Below are 17,043 nucleotides of genomic sequence, written 5' to 3' on the forward strand. Positions count from 1 at the left end.
CCATGGCTCCGATTCCCGGCTCCGGCCTCGCCAAGGGCCTCGCCGTCACCCTCCGCACGATGACGAAGAAGACCGTCACCGCGCAGTACCCCGACGTGCAGCCCGAGCTGCCGCCCCGCACCCGCGGGGTCATCGGCCTGTTCGAGGAGAACTGCACGGTCTGCATGCTCTGCGCCCGTGAGTGCCCCGACTGGTGCATCTACATCGACTCCCACAAGGAGACGGTGCCGCCCGCCGCCCCCGGCGGCCGCGAGCGCAGCCGGAACGTCCTCGACCGCTTCGCCATCGACTTCTCGCTCTGCATGTACTGCGGGATCTGCATCGAGGTCTGCCCCTTCGACGCGCTGTTCTGGTCGCCCGAGTTCGAGTACGCGGAGACCGACATCCACGAGCTCACCCACGAGCGCGACAAGCTCCGCGAGTGGATGTGGACGGTCCCCGAGCCGCCCGCGCTCGACCCGCACGCGGAGGAGCCGAAGGAGATCGCAGCGGCCCGCAAGGCGGCGGAGAAGGCGGCCGCCCAGGCCGCAGCCGAAGCCGAGGCCGCAGCTGCTGCCGAGGCCGCTGCCCAAGCCGAGGCCGCCACCCAGGCCCAGGCCCAGGCCCAAGCCGAGGCCGAGGCCGAGGCCGACGCCCAGGCCCAGGAGGACCAGCAGTGACCCTCGCAGCACAGGCCCACGGCTTCCTCTCGCCCACCGGCGTCGAGATCGCCTTCCTCCTCGTAGGCCTCGTCACCCTCGGCGCCGCCCTCGTCACCGTCACCACCCGCCAGCTGGTGCACGCCGCCCTCTGGCTGGTCGTGGCGCTCGGCGGGCTCGCCGTCGAGTACCTGCTCCTGACCGCCGAGTTCATCGCCTGGGTCCAGGTCCTCATCTACGTCGGTTCCGTCGTCGTCCTCCTCCTCTTCGGTCTCATGCTCACCAAGGCCCCCATCGGCCGCTCCCCGGACGCCGACTCCGGCAACCGGCCGGTCGCCCTCGCCGTCGCCCTGGCCGCCGCGGCCGCCCTCGTCTGGGTGGTCGTCGACGCCTTCCGCACGACCTGGATCGATCTGGACGGGCCCGCCCAGGGCTCCACGGGCGTGACCGGCGAGATCCTCTTCCAGCACTGGGTGCTGCCCTTCGAGGCGCTGTCGGTGCTGCTGCTCGCCGCTCTGGTCGGCGCGATCGTCCTCTCCCGGAAGAACAAGGAGGGCGAGCGCTGATGCACCTCGCCTACCCGGCCGTCCTCGCCGCCCTCCTCTTCGCCGTCGGTCTCTACGGTGTCCTCGCCCGCCGCAACGCGATCCTGGTCCTGATGTCCGTCGAGCTCATGCTCAACGCCGTCAACCTCAACCTGGTCGCCTTCGACGTCTGGCTCCGCGACGCCCTCCACGCCGGCCAGGCCCTCACCCTCTTCACCATCGCCGTCGCCGCCGCGGAGATCGGCATCGGTCTCGCGATCGTCCTGATGGTCCACCGCAACCGCGGCACCTCGGACGTCGACCGCCTCCGCGACACCAAGGAACAGCCGTCGGCCGAAGAACAGCCGTCCGCCGAGGAGAAGGCCGAGGCCGCCGCGTGACCACGACCACCCTCGCCGTCCTCGTCCCCCTCCTTCCCTTCCTCGGCTCCGCCGCCGGCCTCCTGCTCGGCCGCACCGCGCCCGGCTTCGTCCGCCCGCTTGCCGTGCTGCCGACTCTGGCCGCCGCGGTGCTCGCCGCTGTCGTCGCCGCCCGCCAGGGCGGAGGGAAGGCGATCGACGCCGCCACCCAGCTCACCCCGACCGGCTCGGTCCCGATCGACCTGGCCCTGCACATCGACGGCTTCGCCGCGCTCGTCGCCGTCCTCGTCGGCGTCGTCGCCACCTGCGTGCAGATCTACTCGACCGGCTACCTCCGCGACGACCCGCGCTACCCCTCGTACGCCGCGCTCGTCTCCCTCTTCACCTCCGCGATGCTGCTCGTCGTCTACTCCGGCGACCTGATGGTGCTCCTGGTCGGCTGGGAGATCATGGGCATCTGCTCGTACTTCCTCGTCGGCCACTACTGGGAGACCCCCGAGGCGCGAGCCGCCTCCCTCAAGGCCTTCCTCGTCACCAAGCTCGGTGACGTCCCCTTCCTCATCGGTCTCTTCGCGCTCGCCGCCGACGCGGGCACGTTCCGGATCACGGGCGTCCTCGGCGCCGTCGCGAGCGGCGGCCTCGACCACCCCACGCTGATCGCGCTGCTGCTGCTCGCCGGCGTCGCCGGCAAGTCGGCGCAGTTCCCGCTCCACACCTGGCTCCCGGACGCCATGGCCGGCCCCACCCCCGTCTCCGCACTCATCCACGCGGCGACGATGGTCGCCGCCGGCATCTACTTCACGGCCCGGCTCCTGCCCGTCTTCGCCGCCTCCGCCGCCGCGATGACCGTGCTCGCCGTGATGGCCGCGCTCACGATGGTCGGCTCGGCGCTCGCCGCGCTCGCCCAGGACGACATCAAGCGGGTCCTCGCCTACTCGACGATCGGCCAGCTCGGCTACATGGCCGGTGCCCTCGCCGTCGGCGACCGCGGGGCCGCCGTCTTCCACCTCCTCTCGCACGCCGCCTTCAAGGCGCTCCTCTTCCTCGCCGCCGGCGCGGTCATCCACGCCGCCGGGACGAACTCGCTCACCGCCATGTCCCGCATGAGCGGCCTCGCGAAGCGCATCCCCGACGCGTACTGGACGATGACCGTCGCCCTGCTCGCGCTCGCCGCGATCCCGCCCTTCGCCGGCTTCTTCTCCAAGGAAGCCGTCCTCGTGGCCGCCGAGCACACCGCCCTCGGTGAGCGGGACGTCGCCCCCGCCGGGGCAGGCTGGATCGTCCTCGTCGCCGGACTGCTCACGGCCCTGCTGACCGCCGCGTACGCCCTCCGGCTCTGGCTGCGGGCCTTCCGCGGCCGCGGAGCCGAAGCCCCGGACCACGGCCGCCAGCCGATCGCCATGACGAGCGTCCTGTGGGTCCTCGCGATCCCCTCCCTCGGTTTCGGTCTGACCGTCACGTACCTCGACGACTGGTTCGACGGGCACCCGCTGACCCCGACGCTGACCACCGCCGTCCTCGGGACCGGTCTCGCCGCCGCAGGAGCCGTCATCACCTACGCGGTCTGGCGCACCCTCGCCGCCCGCACCCCGGTCACGGCCCCCGTCCCGCACGTCGCCCACCCGGACGCCGAGGCGGGTCAGGTCGAGGCCGAGGCGCTGCACCTGCCGCACCCCGCCGAGGACCCGGCCGACCCCGGCCGCGCCCTCCTGGGGCCGCTGCACGGACCGGCCGCCGACGGCTTCCACCTGGACGCCGTCTACCGGACCGCCTTCGTCCGCCCCGTACTCGCCGCCGCCTCCCTGGTCCGCTTCCTGGACCGCGAGGTCGTCGACACCTACGTGAGCGCCGCGGGGAACTCCGCCAAGGGGCTCGGCTGGCTCGTCCGCCGCGCCCAGACCGGCAACGTGCAGACCTACCTCAGCGCCCTGCTCGCCGGCTCCGTCGTCCTGGCGATCGTCGCCGTCGCCCTCGCCAACGCCGCCGGAGCGTGACCCGTGATCGATATCAGCGAATCCGTGATGCAGTTCCTTCTGGCGTTGATCGTCGCCGGCCCGCTCCTCGGCGCCGCCGCCGCTCTCCTCCCCGCACCGCCCGGACTGAAGGGGAAGTCACCCGACCAGGCCGTGCTCCGCCACGGCGTCACCGTCACCGGCGTCATCCTGCTGGCCGCGCTCGTCCTCGCGCTCGGCTTCGACCACGACCACCCGTCGAAGATGCAGGCCACGACGGACATCAGCTGGATCAGGGCACTCGACGTGCGGATCCACCTCGGTGTCGACGGCATTTCCCTCCCCCTCCTGGTCCTGACCGCGCTGCTGACCTTCCTCTGCGCGCTGTACAGCTACTTCAAGATGCCGAGCGGGCCTTCCCCCAAGGCCTTCGTCGCGCTCCTGCTCGTCCTGGAGTCCGGCACCCTCGCCACCTTCGCCGTCCTCGACCTCGTCCTGTTCTTCCTGGCCTTCGAGATGGTCCTCATCCCGATGTACTTCCTCATCGCCCGCTGGGGCGGCGAGGGCAGGCAGGCCGCCGCCTGGAAGTTCATCCTCTACACGCTGCTCGGCTCCGTCGTCATGCTGCTCGGCCTGCTCCTCATCGGCGTGAAGGCGGGCACGTTCGACATGGTGGCACTCGCCACTGACAACGGCCGTGGACTGACCACGTCCGTGCAGGTCATCGCCGTTCTCGCGATCGGTCTCGGGCTCGCCGTGAAGACCCCGATGTGGCCGCTGCACAGCTGGCTCCCGGACGCGCACACCGCCGCCCCGACCGTCGGCTCCGTCCTCCTCGCCGGCGTCCTGCTGAAGATGGGCACGTACGGCTTCGTCCGGATCGTCCTGCCGATCACCCCCGACGGCATGGCGACCTTCGCCCCGTACCTCGCGGCCTTCGCCGTCGCCGGGATCATCTACGGATCGCTCGCCTGCCTCGCCCTCGCGAAGCCCGGCAACAAGGGCGACCTCAAGCGCCTCATCGCGTACTCCTCCGTCGGCCACATGGGCTTCGTGCTCCTCGGCATCGCCACCATGACCCCCACCGGGGTGAACGGCGCCCTCTTCGCCAACATCGCCCACGGCCTCGTCACCGGCCTGCTGTTCTTCCTGGTCGGCGCGGTCAAGGACCGGTACGGCACCGCCGACCTCGACACCCTCGCCGGAGCCACCGGCGCCGCCCTCTACGGCCGCGCCCCCCGCCTCGGCGCCCTCCTCGCCTTCGCCGCCGTCGCCTCCCTCGGACTGCCCGGCCTCGCCGGCTTCTGGGGCGAGATGCTCGCCCTCTTCGGCGCCTTCGACCCGGCCGAGGGCCTCAGCCGCCCCGCCTTCCTCACCTTCATGGCGATCGGCGCCTTCGGCACCCTCCTCACCGCCGCCTACCTCCTCGTCGTCGTCCGCCGCGTCTGCATGGGCGGCCCGCGACCCGCGGGGGAGACGGCGATCGCCGACGTCCAGGGGTACGAGTTCGCCGCCTGGACCCCGCTCGTCGCCCTCACCGTCCTCGCCGGACTCTGGCCCGCCGTCCTCCTCGGCCTCACCGACCCGGCCGTCCAGCAGCTCCTCGCCGGAGGCACCCAGTGACGTCGTTCGCCAGCGGGTCGCTCGTCCAGTCCGTCGACTGGCTCACGATCGCGCCCCCCACCCTCACGGCCGTGGTCGCCCTCGTCGTCCTCGTCGCCGACCTCTTCCTGCCGCCGGAGCGCAAGCAGCTCCTCGGCTGGACCGCGATCGGCGGCCTCACCGCCGCTCTCGCCCTCCTCCTGCCGCTGCGGGACGGCGACCGCTCCACCTTCTGCCTGACCGCCCAGGCCCAGGCCGAGGGCCACGCGCCCGCGTGCAGCTACACCGCCGACCACTTCACCCTGGTCATCCAGCTCCTCGTCCTCGCCGGCGCACTGCTCGCCGCGCTCCTGTCCATGGACGAGACCCGCGAGAAGCTCCCGGCCGGCGAGTTCTGGTTCCTGCTGCTGTCCTCGGCCGCCGGCGCAGCCCTGCTGCCCGCCTCCCGCGACCTCGCCACCCTCGTCGTCGCCCTCGAAGTGGCCTCGCTGCCCGCGTTCGCGCTCGTCGGCCTCAAGCGCGGCGACCGCATGTCCGGCGAGGCCGCGCTCAAGTTCTTCCTCTCCTCCGTCACCGCGACCGCCGTCACCCTGCTCGGCGTCAGCTTCGTGTACGCGGCGACCGGCACCCTCCACCTCACGGAGATCGCCCAGCGCCTCGACGACGTCCCCGGACAGCTCCAGACCCTCGCCGAGGCGGGCGTCGCCCTCACCCTCGTCGGCTTCGCCTTCAAGACGGCCGCCGTGCCCTTCCACTTCTGGGTGCCCGACACCTACGTCGGCGCCCCGCTGCCCGTCGCCGCCTACCTCTCCGTCGTCGGCAAGGCCGTCGGCTTCACCGGCCTGATCCTGGTGACCGTCGTCGCCTTCCCGTCGTACGCGGACGTGTGGGGCCCGGCCCTCGCCGCCCTCGCCGCGCTCACCATGACCGCGGGCAACGTCGCCGCGCTCCGCCAGCTGTCCACGCGCGCGTGGAGCGCGGTACGCCTCCTCGCCTGGTCCTCCGTCGCCCAGGCCGGCTACCTCCTGGTGCCGATCGCGGCCGCCGCGTACTCCAGCGACGACCAGGTCGGCGCCACCGTCGCGTACGCCCTGATGTACGCCGTCGTGAACCTCGGCGCCTTCGCGGTCGTCGCGCTCGTCGCCCGCACCCACCCCGAGAACCGCATCGCGGACTACCGGGGCCTGTACGCCGCCAGCCCCGCGGCGGCCCTCGCGCTCGGGTTCTTCCTCCTGAATCTGGCCGGTTTGCCCCCGGGTATCATCGGCCTCTTCGCCAAGGTGACCGTCTTCTCGGCGGCCGTCGACGCGGGCCTCGGGTGGCTGGCCGTGATCATGGGCGTCAACGTCGTGATCGCGCTGTACTACTACCTGCGCTGGACGGCCCTGCTCTTCCGCGCGCCGGAAGGCGCCCCCGCCACGCACAAGGCCCCCGCGCTCAAGGCCCCCGTGCCGGTCACCCTGGCGATCGTGCTGACCGCCGCCGCCGGAGCCGTCCTGTCGGGCTACCCGCAGTTCGCCCTCCGCTTCGCGACGGACAGCCTCTTCTGACCCCCCACAGAGAAACACCGAGGAGCGAAACCCCGTGCTGAACGGATTCAAGGACTTCATACTTCGCGGGAACGTCGTCTCGATGGCCATCGGTCTGGCCGTCGGCTCGGCGTTCACGGCCGTCGTCACCGGCTTCAGCAAGGCGTTCATCACCCCGCTCATCGGTCTGGCGACGGGCTCGGTCGGCGACTTCAGCGAGGCCAGCTTCACCGTCGGCAAGACCGTCTTCCCGTACGGTCTGGCGATCGCCGCCGCCATAGCGTTCGTCATCACCGCCGCGGTCCTCTACTTCCTCATCGTCGTCCCGATGACGAAGATCCAGGAGAAGTTCGCCAAGGAGGAGGCGAAGGACCCGAAGTCGGAGAAGCGCGACTGCCCCCGCTGCTTCACCGAGATCCCGGCCATCGCCTCCCGCTGCGCCCACTGCACCAGCGAGGTCGAGCCGATCGCCCTCGGCCTGGAGAAGATCCCCGCCGCCCGCTGATCACCCGTACGGCCCACACGGCGCCCCGCGCGAGCCGGGGAACCCGAACCTCCCGCCTGGCGTTGACCAGTACGGGAGGGTCCACTGAGTGAGTGGACCACCACGAAGAAAAGGGTTCCCCTGCCGCACCACCTGGAGGGCGTACCGTGCACCGCCGGCACAACGGGCTGAGGACCGCCGTACTCCTCGGAGGGCTCTCGGCCCTCATCATCGTCATCGGCAGCTTCTTCGGGCGTACGGGGCTGATCGTCGCGCTGGTCGTGGCGCTCGGCACCAACGCGTACGCGTACTGGAACAGCGACAAGCTGGCGCTGCGGGCCATGCGGGCCCGCCCGGTGAGCGAGTTCGAGGCCCCCGCGCTCTACAGAATGGTGCGCGAGCTCTCCACGCAGGCGCGTCAGCCCATGCCCCGGCTCTACATCTCGCCGACGCAGGCCCCCAACGCCTTCGCGACCGGCCGCAACCCGCGCAACGCCGCCGTCTGCTGCACCGAGGGCATCCTCGCGATCCTCGACGAGCGCGAGCTGCGCGGGGTCATCGGCCACGAGCTGAGCCACGTCTACAACCGGGACATCCTCATCTCCTCGGTCGCCGGAGCGCTCGCCTCCGTGATCATGTTCCTGGTCAACTTCGCCTGGCTGATCCCGGTCGGCCGCTCCGACGACGACGACGGCCCCGGGATCCTCGGCTACCTGCTGATCCTCATCCTCGGCCCGATCGCCGCCTCGGTCGTCCAGCTCGCCATCTCCCGCTCCCGGGAGTACGAGGCCGACGCCTCGGGCGCCCAGCTCACCGGAGACCCGCTCGCCCTCGCCAGCGCCCTGCGGAAGCTGGAGGCCGGCACCAAGCAGCTGCCGCTGCCGCCCGAGCCGAGGATCGAGACCGCGAGCCACATGATGATCGCGAACCCGTTCCGGCCCGGCCAGGGCCTCTCCAAGATGTTCTCCACCCATCCGCCGATGGCCGAGCGGATCGCCCGGCTCGAACAGATGGCAGGTCATCGCCCGTGAAGACGATCCTCAACGGACCCGCCCTTCGACGACCATCGAGGGCAGTAGCCGGATCTCTGGGAGAGGAACTTGTTCCACGTCCGTGAGCGCGGCGTTCACACAGCTCCAGGTGTCGTCGCGTGTCCAAGCGTCGAAATGCTTCGAAGCTTGGACGGTGGCTCCGGTTTCCTTGATCACATCGGGCCGTGACTTGCCGGTGCGGGCCTTGCAGAAGATGGCGTCCACGGATCGACGGACGGTGCCCCTGCGCCCCTTCGGGAGGAGGGGAGCGATCCTCGCCCACTCCTCGTCCGAGAGGGGGGCAGCGGGCACGCCGAGGCCGTTCGTGGCGTGCCAGGCCCTCACCGTGCATGTGATGTGCCGGGTCGCCTTGCGGCTTTGCCTGGCTACGCCGTAGCCCTTCTTCTGCTCCTCGGTCGATACGCGCAGGTAGTCGACCGCACGCAAGGTGCGTGTACCGGCCGCACGTGCAGCGGTCTCACTGGCTGAGGACGGGGGTGTGCTTACGGGAGACACGTCGACTCCCAATCAGTCGGCCGGCCCCGGGGCGGTGCCAGCCGCTGCCGGGGCGTTTGTCTGAACCTCCAAGGTGGCGCGGGTATCTGACGTTCCATCGGTGTTTCCACGGTTCCGCAGCATGCCCTCGTCCTGCTTTGCGGATCGTTGTGATCGTTCCGAGGGGAAGGCCGTCGTGCTGTCTGCGGCAGGGGTGACACCATGCGGTGTCATGGCAGACGACAGCAGCAGTGCGTTTCAGGCGGGCCAGACGGCGCTCATCGTCCGGATCTCGGAGGCGGAGCCGTCCGTCCGCGGATGGCGTGAACGGTTCGATCCCTCAGCCCGGGCCGGGGTCCCAGCGCATGTCACCGTGCTCTTCCCGTTCCTGGACGAGAGTCGAATAGATGCGCTCGTCCACTCCGCTCTCGCGGATGTGCTGGGCGGCCACCAGGCCTTTGACCTGCGGTTCGAGAGATGTGGACGGTTCCCGGGGGTGCTCTATCTCGTTCCCGATCCTGACACGCGGTTGCGGCAGCTCACGGAGGCGATCGTTGACCGTTGGCCTGAGGCTCCGCCGTATGGCGGCCGATTCGCCGAGGTCATGCCGCACCTGACCATCGCTCAAGATCAGGAAGACGCCGTCCTGGAGGAGATCGAGGCCGACCTCGTCGGCAGGCTCCCCTTCATGTCTCACGTCGCGTCGGTCGAACTGATAGTGCACGACGGCGTGAAGTGGCAGGAGAGGGCTTCGTTCGCACTCGGAGGGTGAAACAGGTCACGAGGCTTGGCCGGTCCGCCGCCCCGCGAGTCGGCGGACCGGCGACACGGGCCGAAGTCTCTCAGCGTCCCCCGAAGCCTTGGTCTGACGGAACCACCTCACGCCCCAACGGCATGAGCGAGATCGGGATCAACTTCAGGTTGGCCCAACCGAACGGGATGCCGATGATCGACAGGAACAGAGGGATGCTCGTGACCAGGTGGGCCAGGGCCAGCCACCACCCGGCGAAGATCACCCAGATCACGTTCCCGATGAACGACCCGGTTCCAGCGCCCGGCTTCTCCACCGTGGTGCGGCCGAATGGCCAGAGGACGAAGCCTGCGATGCGTAGGGACGCGATGCCGAAGGGGATGGTGATGATCAGGACGAAGCAGATCAGCGCCGCGATGAGGTAGCCGATCGCCATCCAGATGCCGCAGAAGACGAGCCAGATGATGTTCAGCAGCAGGTTGAACAGCTTCATGATCGACACCTCTCCAGGTGGGTTCGCCGGCAAGGAAATCGTCCCAACGAACCGGCCGTACGGCTACGCAAGCCGCTGACGCGCCCGCCGTGTGGGTAATCGACCCGCAAGGACCCCTGCGGAACGTGTGCCCACAACCCGGCCCGGAGGGGGCGAAGGCCCCGCAGCCGGGGCCCTACGGCCGTGGCGGTACCGCGCGGCCCCGGCTTATCGACCACGCCACCACGCCCGCCGCGACCACCCCCGAGCCCGCCAGGACCGAGCCCAGGGGGAGGGCGAAGGCCAGGGTCGCGCAGCCGGCGAGGCCCAGGGCGGACAGGAGGCGCGCGCGGCCGCCCAGGGTCCAGGCGGAGGCGTTCGCGATGCCGTAGTAGACCAGGACGCCGAAGGACGAGAAGCCGATCGCGCCCCGTACGTCCACCGTCGCCGCCACCGCGGCCACCACCGCGCCCACCGCGAGCTCCGCCCGGTGCGGCACCCGGAAGCGGGGGTGGACGGCTGAGAGGGCCGTCGGCAGGTAGGCGTCCCGGGCCATCGCCAGGGTCGTACGGGACACCCCGAGGATCAGGGAGAGCAGCGAGCCCAGGGCGGCGACGGCCGCGCCCACCGTGACCAGCGGCACCAGCCAGCCCGCGTCCGCCGCGCGGGCCGCGTCGGCGAGCGGCGCGGGGGAGGAGGCGAGGGCCGCCGGGCCGAGGACCGTCAGCACGCTCACCGCGACGAGCCCGTAGACGGCGAGCGTGATGCCGAGCGCGAGCGGCACCGCCCGGGGGATGGTGCGGGCCGGGTCGCGGACCTCCTCACCGAGCGTGGCGATCCGCGCGTACCCCGCGAATGCGAAGAAGAGCAAACCCGCGGCCTGGAGCACCCCACCCGTCGTCAGCTCCTCGCCGACCGCCGTGACTTCGGCCCCGCCCGCTCCGAACGACACCGCGACCACGCACGCGAGCACCGCCAGGACGAGCGCCACGATCACCCGCGTGAGCAGCGCCGACTTCTGAACTCCCGTGTAGTTGACGGCTGTCAGGGCCACCACGGCGGCGACCGCCACCGCGTGCGCCTGCTCCGGCCACACGTACGCCCCGACGGTCAGTGCCATCGCCGCGCACGAGGCCGTCTTGCCGGCGACGAACGCCCAGCCGGCGAGGTATCCCCAGAAGGAACCGAGGCGTTCGCGACCGTACACGTACGTGCCGCCGGAGGCGGGGTAGCGGGCGGCGAGCCGGGCCGAGGCCGTGGCGTTGCAGTACGCGACGACGGCGGCGAGCCCGAGTGCCCAGAGCAGCCCCGCCCCGGAGCCGGCCGCGTCCGTGGCGGCCCCGAGCGCGACGAAGATCCCCGCCCCGATCATCGAACCGAGGCCGATCACGACCGCGTCGAAGAGGCCCAGGGAGCGGCGGAGTTCCGGTGTCATGCTCCGCACATTAGACGCTGAGGCCGGTCTCCCTGAGCGTGATGTTCAGGCGTCCCACCAGGCCGAGCGCCGGTTCGGCAGTCCCCGGGAACACCTTGGGAACCCCGTGGTGAACCCACCGCGAAGCCCCGCCGAAGACGAAGAGGTCCCCGGAGGCCAGGTCGACGTCCCGGTACGGCCGGCCGCGGTTCTCCTCGTTCCCGAAGCGGAACACGCACCGGTCCCCGAGGCTCAGCGACACCACCGGCGCCCCGGAGCGCTCCTCCCGGTCCTGGTGCATGCCCATGCGCGCCCCCGGCGCGTAGAAGTTCACCAGCGCGGTGTCGGGGGTGAAGCCGCCGTGCTCCCCGTACGCCTCGACGAGCGCCTCCCGGGCAAGTTCGACCAGCCAGTCCGGCAGCGGGACCCCGACCGAGTCGAGGTAGCGGTACGGCACCCACTGCCGGCCCAGGCACAGGGTCTGCACCGACATCACGCCGCCGCCCGGCAGCACCGTCCGCCGGTACGGGACGGGCCCGCGCCCCCACTCCCGGCAGGCGTCCACCAGCTCCCGCCGGCGCGTGAACGGCAGCCACGCGGGCACGTGCACCGCCCCGGGCGCCACCGTGACCCGCTCGCGGGGGAAGAGCCCGTCACCGGTCACACGAGGGCCCCACCGACGGCTCCTTCGAGGAGGGCCCCGCCGACGGCCCCTTCGAGGGCTCCGCCGGCGGCCTCTTCGAGGGCTCCTTCGAGGCCGAGGAGGCGTTCCTTGCGCTCAAGCCCGGCGGCGTACCCGCGCAGGCTCCCGTCGGCCCCGATCACCCGGTGGCAGGGCCGCACCACGAGCAGCGGATTGCGCCCGATCGCGGTGCCCACGGCCCGTACCCCGGCGCCGGTCGAGCCGACCCGCCGGGCGATCTCCCCGTACGAGACGGTCGTCCCGTACGGGATCTCCTCCAGGGCCCGCCAGACGCGCCGCTGGAACGCGGTCCCGGCGTCGCCGGCGAGCGGCAGGTCGAAGCGGTCGCGGCGCCCGGCGAAGTACTCACCCAGCTGCCGCTCGACCTCGGCGAACGCCCCGGGTGCGGGCGTCCAGCCGTCCTCGACCTCGACGGCGCCCTTCTGCCCCGGCAGGGACAGCGAGCGCAGCACGGCCCGGCCCCCTTCGGCGAGCTGCCCGACGAGGAGCATCTCGCCCAGGGGGCCGTCGACGTACGCGTACACGGTCATGACTGGTTCCTCTCCCCGTACGGGTCTTCCTCGGACCCAGTGTGCGGGGACCGCCGAGCGCGGGGCTGGCGGTATTCGGACACGACGGTCACGACCGCCACGAAGTCCCGCTCGAGGTCAGCGGTAGTTCACGAACTGGATCGCGAAGTCGAAGTCCTTGCCCTTGAGCAGCGCCTGCACGGCCTGCAGGTCGTCCCGGCTCTTCGAGCTGACGCGCAGCTCGTCGCCCTGCACCTGCGCCTTGACGCCCTTGGGGCCCTCGTCGCGGATGGCCTTCGCGACCTTCTTGGCGTTCTCCTGGGAGATGCCCTCCTGGACGGAGGCGAAGAGCTTGTACTCCTTGCCGGACAGCTGCGGCTCACCCTCGACGTCCAGGGACTTCAGCGAGATCCCGCGCTTGATCAGCTTGGACTGGAAGATGTCGAGGATCGCCTTGACGCGCTCCTCGCCGTTCGCCTGCATCAGGATCTTCTCGCCCGACCAGGAGATCGAGGCGTTGGTTCCCTTGAAGTCGTAGCGCTGCGAGATCTCCTTCACCGCCTGGTTGAGGGCGTTGTCGACCTCCTGCCGATCGACCTTGGAGACGATGTCGAAACTGGAGTCGGCCATGACTCGTGGCTCCTTGCTCGGATGCTTTGGGGTACCCCAGAAGCCTAGGGGGTGAGTCACCGACCGAACCGCTGATCAATCCGGTGGCGAAGCACCCCCCGGGATCAGGTATTGTTTACGTCGTTGCCGGGGAACACCGCAGAAACGCGGAGAACCAAGGCAACGAACCCATGGCGATGTGCCCGAGTGGCCAATGGGAGCGGACTGTAAATCCGTCGGCTTAGCCTACCCAGGTTCGAATCCTGGCGTCGCCACACTGAAGAAGGTCCCCGGTGCTTGCGCCGGGGGCCTTCTTCGTCGTTACGGGGGATTGTCGGGGCGGGGGTGCGGGTCAGTTGCCGGCCACGTCCTTCACCGCGACCGAGAGCGGGACCGAACCGGCGATCAGTTCCAGGGTGAGGCCCGCGGTCGCCGGGGTGTCGATGAGTTCGGCGAGGACCGCGGCCACGTCGTCCCGGGGGATCGGGCCGCGACCCGTGCGGGCCTCCAGGCGGACCATGCCCGTGCCCGCGTCGTCCGTCAGGGAGCCGGGCCGCAGGATCGTCCAGTCCAGGCCCGTGCGGCGGCGGATCTCGTCGTCGGCCGCGCCCTTGGCGCGCAGGTAGGCGTCGAAGACCTCGTCGCCCGGGTGGGACGCGTCCGCGCCCATCGAGGAGACGACGAGGAACCGGCGCACGCCCGCGCGTTCCGCCGCGTCGGCGAACAGGACCGCCGCCGCGCGGTCCACCGTGTCCTTGCGGGCGGTCCCGCTGCCGGGGCCCGCGCCCGCCGCGAAGACGGCCGCGTCGGCGCCCTGGAGCACCGCGGCGACCATCTCGACCGACGCCGACTCCAGGTCCATGTCGACGGGCTCCGCGCCCGCGTCCCGCAGGTCGGCGCCCTGTTCCGGGTTGCGGATGATCCCCACGACCTCGTGCCCCGCCGCCGAGAGCAGCCTCTCCAGACGCAGGGCGATCTGTCCGTGTCCTCCAGCGATGACGATGCGCATACTCACGACCGTACGACGGGTCAGGCCGGAGGGCTTCCCGGCTCGGACGGCCGCTCAGGGCGTGTCTGACGAGGCAGGTCCAGGGTCGCCGCCGAGTCGCAGTACTCCCGCACCGCGCTCGTCCGCGCCACCACCCGCCCCCGGTGCACCACGATCCGGCTGTACGCGAGGGACAGCACGCCCGCCAGGCGCTCGCCGCGCACCGCGAGCAGCTCCGCCGGGAAACCGGCCTCCACCCGCACCTCCGGGAGGCCCATCACCGCCCGCGCCTCCGTGCTCACCGCCCCGTACGCCTCCTGGGGTGCGAGACCGCCGAGCGAGGCGAGCAGGTACGCCGCCTCCAGCGGGTCCCCGCGCCCCACCGGGTTGGCCGTGTCCCGCAGCGCCCCGCCGCCCGCCGCGACCCGCACCCCGGCCGCCCGCAGCAGCCGCACCGGCGCCGCCCCGCGCAGTTCCGTGCCCCCGCAGCCGCCCTGCGGCAGGCACACCACCGCCACCCCGGCCGCCGCCAGCCGGTCCGCCGCCCGGCTCGCCGCGTCGGACGGCAGTCGGCCGAGCCCGGCGCACGGCCCGATCGTCACCCCGGGCCGCAGCCCGCCCGCCATCGCCGCGAGCCGGGCGAGGCGCGCCGGGTCGTCCCCGTCGGTGTGCAGGTCGACCGGGACGCCGTGCTCGGCCGCGACGCCGAGCACGGCCTCCACGTAGCCGGCCGGGTCCGGGTCGGCGTCCGGACAGCCGCCGACCACGCCGGCGCCCATCTTCACCGCGTCCCGCAGCATCGCGAGCCCGTCCGCGCCCGCGACGCCCGTGAGCAGCCGGGGCGCGGCGACGGCCGTCAGGTCGGCGAGGCCGCGCAGCGAGCGCCGGGCCTGGAGGACGGCCTCCAGCGGGCCGAGCCCCTGGACGTCGCCGATGCGCACGTGCGCGCGGAGCGCCGTCGCGCCGTGGCCGAGCTGGAGCAGCGCCGCCTCGGTGGCCCGCCGCTGCACCTCCTCGGGGGCGTACGAGACGGGTCCCGGGGTGTCGGCGGAGAGCGCGGTGTCGGCGTGGGCGTGGGGTTCGGCGGCGGCGGGCAGCAGGAGGTAGCCGGCGAGGTCGACGCGGGCGCCCACGGCGGTGAGGCTGCCGGCGGTGCCGACGGCCTCGATCCGGCCGCCGACGAGCCGCACGTCCACGGTCCGTCCGTCGGTGAGCCGTGCGTGGGAGAGCAGGAGCGAGGTCGAGTCGGCGGTGGTGGCGGCCCCGTCCTCGGGCGGCTGGGGCTGCTTGCTGTCGGCTGACATCGGGCTCCTCAGGACTCCTCAAGATCAAGATCACGCAGCGTGGGGCCGAGCCTAGGGGCGCTCGGAGCGAGCTTCGAGGAGGAGCGCAATAGTCGTACTGATGAGGCCACGAGTGGCGTACGGGATGCCTGGTGAGGGCTGCCGAGAGGCCCCGGGGAAACGGATTTGGGTGATGGGCCGGAGACCGTGTAATGTCTTCCTCGCTCGCCCCAATAGCTCAGTCGGTAGAGCGTCTCCATGGTAAGGAGAAGGTCTACGGTTCGATTCCGTATTGGGGCTCTGGTGAGAGGGATCCCGCCTTCGGGCGGGGTCCGGATCATCAAAGCGGTGTAGCTCAGTCGGTAGAGCAAGCGGCTCATAATCGCTGTGTCACCGGTTCAAGTCCGGTCACCGCTACAGACAGTAGCCGATTGTGGGGTCGGTCCTGCGATCGGCTACTCTTCTATGCGTTCATCCGTCCATCCGTCCGTCAAGGAGCACTCACGTGGCTGCCACCGACGTCCGCCCGAAGATCACGCTGGCCTGCGTGGAGTGCAAGGAGCGGAACTACATCACCAAGAAGAACCGGCGTAACAACCCGGACCGTCTTGAGATGAAGAAGCACTGCCCCCGCTGCAACTCGCACACCGCGCACCGCGAGACGCGCTAATCAGGCTCGTACACGAGGCCGTCCCCACTCGGGGGCGGCCTCGTGTCGTTTGTCGGCTCCCCCCGATGACATCGGCAACAAATCCAGGAGGTATCGAGTCCATGGCGCTCGACCAGTCCTTCGTGGGCCGGACCTATCCGCCCACCGCGCCCTACGAGGTCGGCCGCGAGAAGATCCGCGAGTTCGCCGAGGCGATCGGTGACGCCAATCCCGCGTACACCGACACCGAGGCGGCCAAGGCGCTCGGACATTCCGATGTGATCGCCCCGCCCACTTTCGTGTTCGCCATCACATTCAAGGCGGCCGGCGCCGTCATCGAGGACCCGCAGCTGGGCCTCGACTACAGCCGCGTCGTCCACGGCGACCAGAAGTTCGCCTACACCCGGCCCGTACGCGCCGGGGACCGGCTCTCGGTCACCTCCACCATCGAGGCGATCAAGTCCCTCGCCGGCAACGACATCCTCGACATCCGCGGCGAGGTCCACGACGCCTCCGGCGAGCACGTCGTCACCGCCTGGACCAAGCTCGTCTCCCGCGCACCCGAGGGGGCCTGACCATGACCGCGAAGATCGCCTACGACGAGGTCGAGGTCGGCACCGAGCTGCCCGCCCAGTCCTTCCCCGTGACCCGCGCCACGCTCGTGCAGTACGCCGGCGCCTCCGGGGACTTCAACCCCATCCACTGGAACGAGAAGTTCGCGGTCGAGGTCGGCCTCCCCGACGTCATCGCCCACGGCATGTTCACCATGGCCGAGGCGATCCGCGTCGTCACCGACTGGGCCGGCGACCCCGCCGCCGTCGTCGAGTACGGCGTCCGCTTCACCAAGCCGGTCGTCGTCCCCAACGACGGGACCGGCGCCCTGATCGAGGTCTCCGCCAAGGTCGCCGCCAAGCTGGACGACCAGCAGGTGCGGGTCGACATCACGGCCATGAGCGCCGGGCAGAAGGTCCTGGGCATGTCCCGGGCCGTCGTCCGCCTCGCCTGACCGTACGAGCCGCCGTACGAACGT

At 71.3% G+C, this 17,043-nt stretch carries 20 protein-coding genes and 3 tRNA genes; 15 read left to right on the forward strand and 8 right to left on the reverse strand.

What is annotated here, in order from left to right:
• Positions 1-2 precede the first annotated feature (2 nt).
• The 8 genes from SVTN_RS22475 to htpX all read left to right on the forward strand — a co-directional run bounded on the left by SVTN_RS22475 (position 3) and on the right by htpX (position 8,140).
• Positions 3-659: a NuoI/complex I 23 kDa subunit family protein gene (locus tag SVTN_RS22475; RefSeq protein ID WP_041130720.1), complete on the forward strand. Its 657-nt coding sequence runs from the start codon at positions 3-5 to the stop codon at positions 657-659.
• On the forward strand, positions 656-1,204 hold the full coding sequence (locus SVTN_RS22480; protein ID WP_041130721.1) for an NADH-quinone oxidoreductase subunit J family protein: 549 nt from the start codon (positions 656-658) through the stop codon (positions 1,202-1,204). Before SVTN_RS22475 ends, SVTN_RS22480 begins: the two co-directional genes overlap by 4 nt.
• Positions 1,204-1,563 carry an NADH-quinone oxidoreductase subunit NuoK gene (gene nuoK / locus SVTN_RS22485; protein WP_041130722.1) on the forward strand — a complete coding sequence of 120 codons (360 nt, stop codon included), beginning with the start codon at positions 1,204-1,206 and terminating at the stop codon, positions 1,561-1,563. Before SVTN_RS22480 ends, nuoK begins: the two co-directional genes overlap by 1 nt.
• Positions 1,560-3,536 (forward strand): NADH-quinone oxidoreductase subunit 5 family protein, encoded by a 1,977-nt coding sequence (locus tag SVTN_RS22490; protein WP_041130723.1) that lies wholly within the window; start codon positions 1,560-1,562, stop codon positions 3,534-3,536. The genes nuoK and SVTN_RS22490 overlap by 4 nt, the downstream gene beginning before the upstream one ends.
• A gap of 27 nt (positions 3,537-3,563) precedes the next feature.
• Positions 3,564-5,117: a complex I subunit 4 family protein gene (locus tag SVTN_RS22495; RefSeq protein WP_041130724.1), complete on the forward strand. Its 1,554-nt coding sequence runs from the start codon at positions 3,564-3,566 to the stop codon at positions 5,115-5,117.
• Positions 5,114-6,646 (forward strand): NADH-quinone oxidoreductase subunit N, encoded by a 1,533-nt coding sequence (locus SVTN_RS22500; RefSeq protein WP_041130725.1) that lies wholly within the window; start codon positions 5,114-5,116, stop codon positions 6,644-6,646. The genes SVTN_RS22495 and SVTN_RS22500 overlap by 4 nt, the downstream gene beginning before the upstream one ends.
• A gap of 34 nt (positions 6,647-6,680) precedes the next feature.
• The gene (mscL, locus tag SVTN_RS22505; RefSeq protein WP_041130726.1) at positions 6,681-7,130 is read left to right on the forward strand and encodes a large conductance mechanosensitive channel protein MscL; all 450 of its coding nucleotides are present in this window, start codon (positions 6,681-6,683) and stop codon (positions 7,128-7,130) included.
• 146 nt (positions 7,131-7,276) lie between these two features.
• Positions 7,277-8,140 carry a zinc metalloprotease HtpX gene (gene htpX, locus SVTN_RS22510; RefSeq protein ID WP_041130727.1) on the forward strand — a complete coding sequence of 288 codons (864 nt, stop codon included), beginning with the start codon at positions 7,277-7,279 and terminating at the stop codon, positions 8,138-8,140.
• Positions 8,141-8,149: 9 nt separating this feature from the next.
• Here htpX and SVTN_RS22515 read toward each other — a convergent pair whose 3' ends face one another.
• On the reverse strand, positions 8,150-8,587 hold the full coding sequence (locus tag SVTN_RS22515; RefSeq protein WP_041130728.1) for a transposase: 438 nt from the start codon (positions 8,585-8,587) through the stop codon (positions 8,150-8,152).
• 280 nt (positions 8,588-8,867) lie between these two features.
• Between SVTN_RS22515 and SVTN_RS22520 the strand changes: the two genes are divergently transcribed.
• Positions 8,868-9,407: a 2'-5' RNA ligase family protein gene (locus SVTN_RS22520; RefSeq protein WP_041130729.1), complete on the forward strand. Its 540-nt coding sequence runs from the start codon at positions 8,868-8,870 to the stop codon at positions 9,405-9,407.
• Positions 9,408-9,477: 70 nt separating this feature from the next.
• On the opposite strand, the gene SVTN_RS22525 is transcribed toward SVTN_RS22520, so the two are convergent.
• The 5 genes from SVTN_RS22525 to SVTN_RS22545 all read right to left on the reverse strand — a co-directional run bounded on the left by SVTN_RS22525 (position 9,478) and on the right by SVTN_RS22545 (position 13,114).
• On the reverse strand, positions 9,478-9,879 hold the full coding sequence (locus SVTN_RS22525; protein WP_041130730.1) for a YccF domain-containing protein: 402 nt from the start codon (positions 9,877-9,879) through the stop codon (positions 9,478-9,480).
• Positions 9,880-10,054: 175 nt separating this feature from the next.
• Entirely contained in the window at positions 10,055-11,293 is a 1,239-nt protein-coding gene (locus SVTN_RS22530; protein ID WP_041134158.1) for an APC family permease, read from the reverse strand.
• A gap of 10 nt (positions 11,294-11,303) precedes the next feature.
• Entirely contained in the window at positions 11,304-11,936 is a 633-nt protein-coding gene (locus tag SVTN_RS22535; RefSeq protein WP_041130731.1) for an alpha-ketoglutarate-dependent dioxygenase AlkB family protein, read from the reverse strand.
• The gene (locus SVTN_RS22540; RefSeq protein WP_245727609.1) at positions 11,933-12,505 is read right to left on the reverse strand and encodes a methylated-DNA--[protein]-cysteine S-methyltransferase; all 573 of its coding nucleotides are present in this window, start codon (positions 12,503-12,505) and stop codon (positions 11,933-11,935) included. Before SVTN_RS22540 ends, SVTN_RS22535 begins: the two co-directional genes overlap by 4 nt.
• 117 nt (positions 12,506-12,622) lie before the next feature.
• Positions 12,623-13,114, reverse strand: a complete 492-nt coding sequence (locus tag SVTN_RS22545) for a YajQ family cyclic di-GMP-binding protein (protein WP_041130732.1) — start codon at positions 13,112-13,114, stop codon at positions 12,623-12,625.
• 172 nt (positions 13,115-13,286) lie between these two features.
• On the opposite strand from SVTN_RS22545, the gene SVTN_RS22550 reads away from it, so the two are divergent.
• Positions 13,287-13,368 (forward strand) — tRNA-Tyr (locus tag SVTN_RS22550).
• 77 nt (positions 13,369-13,445) lie between these two features.
• On the opposite strand, the gene SVTN_RS22555 is transcribed toward SVTN_RS22550, so the two are convergent.
• Both SVTN_RS22555 and SVTN_RS22560 read right to left on the reverse strand, forming a co-directional pair.
• Positions 13,446-14,102: an SDR family oxidoreductase gene (locus SVTN_RS22555; RefSeq protein ID WP_041130733.1), complete on the reverse strand. Its 657-nt coding sequence runs from the start codon at positions 14,100-14,102 to the stop codon at positions 13,446-13,448.
• Between the two features lie 20 nt (positions 14,103-14,122).
• The gene (locus tag SVTN_RS22560; protein WP_041130734.1) at positions 14,123-15,385 is read right to left on the reverse strand and encodes an amidohydrolase family protein; all 1,263 of its coding nucleotides are present in this window, start codon (positions 15,383-15,385) and stop codon (positions 14,123-14,125) included.
• Between the two features lie 206 nt (positions 15,386-15,591).
• On the opposite strand from SVTN_RS22560, the gene SVTN_RS22565 reads away from it, so the two are divergent.
• The 5 genes from SVTN_RS22565 (at position 15,592) to SVTN_RS22585 (ending at position 17,019) form a co-directional block, all read left to right on the forward strand.
• Positions 15,592-15,664 (forward strand) — tRNA-Thr (locus tag SVTN_RS22565).
• Between the two features lie 44 nt (positions 15,665-15,708).
• A tRNA-Met gene (locus SVTN_RS22570) sits at positions 15,709-15,781 on the forward strand.
• An 88-nt stretch (positions 15,782-15,869) separates the two neighbouring features.
• Entirely contained in the window at positions 15,870-16,034 is a 165-nt protein-coding gene (gene rpmG, locus SVTN_RS22575; RefSeq protein ID WP_003956487.1) for a 50S ribosomal protein L33, read from the forward strand.
• Positions 16,035-16,135: 101 nt separating this feature from the next.
• Entirely contained in the window at positions 16,136-16,588 is a 453-nt protein-coding gene (locus tag SVTN_RS22580) for a MaoC family dehydratase N-terminal domain-containing protein (protein WP_030687915.1), read from the forward strand.
• A gap of 2 nt (positions 16,589-16,590) precedes the next feature.
• Positions 16,591-17,019, forward strand: coding sequence for a MaoC family dehydratase (locus SVTN_RS22585; protein ID WP_041130735.1), 429 nt, complete (start codon positions 16,591-16,593; stop codon positions 17,017-17,019).
• Positions 17,020-17,043 lie beyond the last annotated feature (24 nt).

Origin of the sequence: Streptomyces vietnamensis (assembly GCF_000830005.1) — a bacterium.
Classification (GTDB): Bacteria; Actinomycetota; Actinomycetes; order Streptomycetales; family Streptomycetaceae; genus Streptomyces; species Streptomyces vietnamensis.

Coding starts and splice junctions, on each gene's coding strand:
- SVTN_RS22475 (WP_041130720.1), top strand. CDS start 3: ATGGCTCCGATTCCCGGCTCCGGCCTCGCCAAGGGCCTCGCCGTCACC.
- nuoK (WP_041130722.1), top strand. CDS start 1,204: ATGCACCTCGCCTACCCGGCCGTCCTCGCCGCCCTCCTCTTCGCCGTC.
- SVTN_RS22495 (WP_041130724.1), top strand. CDS start 3,564: ATGCAGTTCCTTCTGGCGTTGATCGTCGCCGGCCCGCTCCTCGGCGCC.
- SVTN_RS22520 (WP_041130729.1), top strand. CDS start 8,868: ATGGCAGACGACAGCAGCAGTGCGTTTCAGGCGGGCCAGACGGCGCTC.
- SVTN_RS22525 (WP_041130730.1), bottom strand. CDS start 9,879: ATGAAGCTGTTCAACCTGCTGCTGAACATCATCTGGCTCGTCTTCTGC.
- SVTN_RS22530 (WP_041134158.1), bottom strand. CDS start 11,293: ATGACACCGGAACTCCGCCGCTCCCTGGGCCTCTTCGACGCGGTCGTG.
- SVTN_RS22540 (WP_245727609.1), bottom strand. CDS start 12,505: ATGACCGTGTACGCGTACGTCGACGGCCCCCTGGGCGAGATGCTCCTC.
- SVTN_RS22545 (WP_041130732.1), bottom strand. CDS start 13,114: ATGGCCGACTCCAGTTTCGACATCGTCTCCAAGGTCGATCGGCAGGAG.
- SVTN_RS22555 (WP_041130733.1), bottom strand. CDS start 14,102: ATGCGCATCGTCATCGCTGGAGGACACGGACAGATCGCCCTGCGTCTG.
- SVTN_RS22560 (WP_041130734.1), bottom strand. CDS start 15,385: ATGTCAGCCGACAGCAAGCAGCCCCAGCCGCCCGAGGACGGGGCCGCC.
- SVTN_RS22580 (WP_030687915.1), top strand. CDS start 16,136: ATGGCGCTCGACCAGTCCTTCGTGGGCCGGACCTATCCGCCCACCGCG.
- SVTN_RS22585 (WP_041130735.1), top strand. CDS start 16,591: ATGACCGCGAAGATCGCCTACGACGAGGTCGAGGTCGGCACCGAGCTG.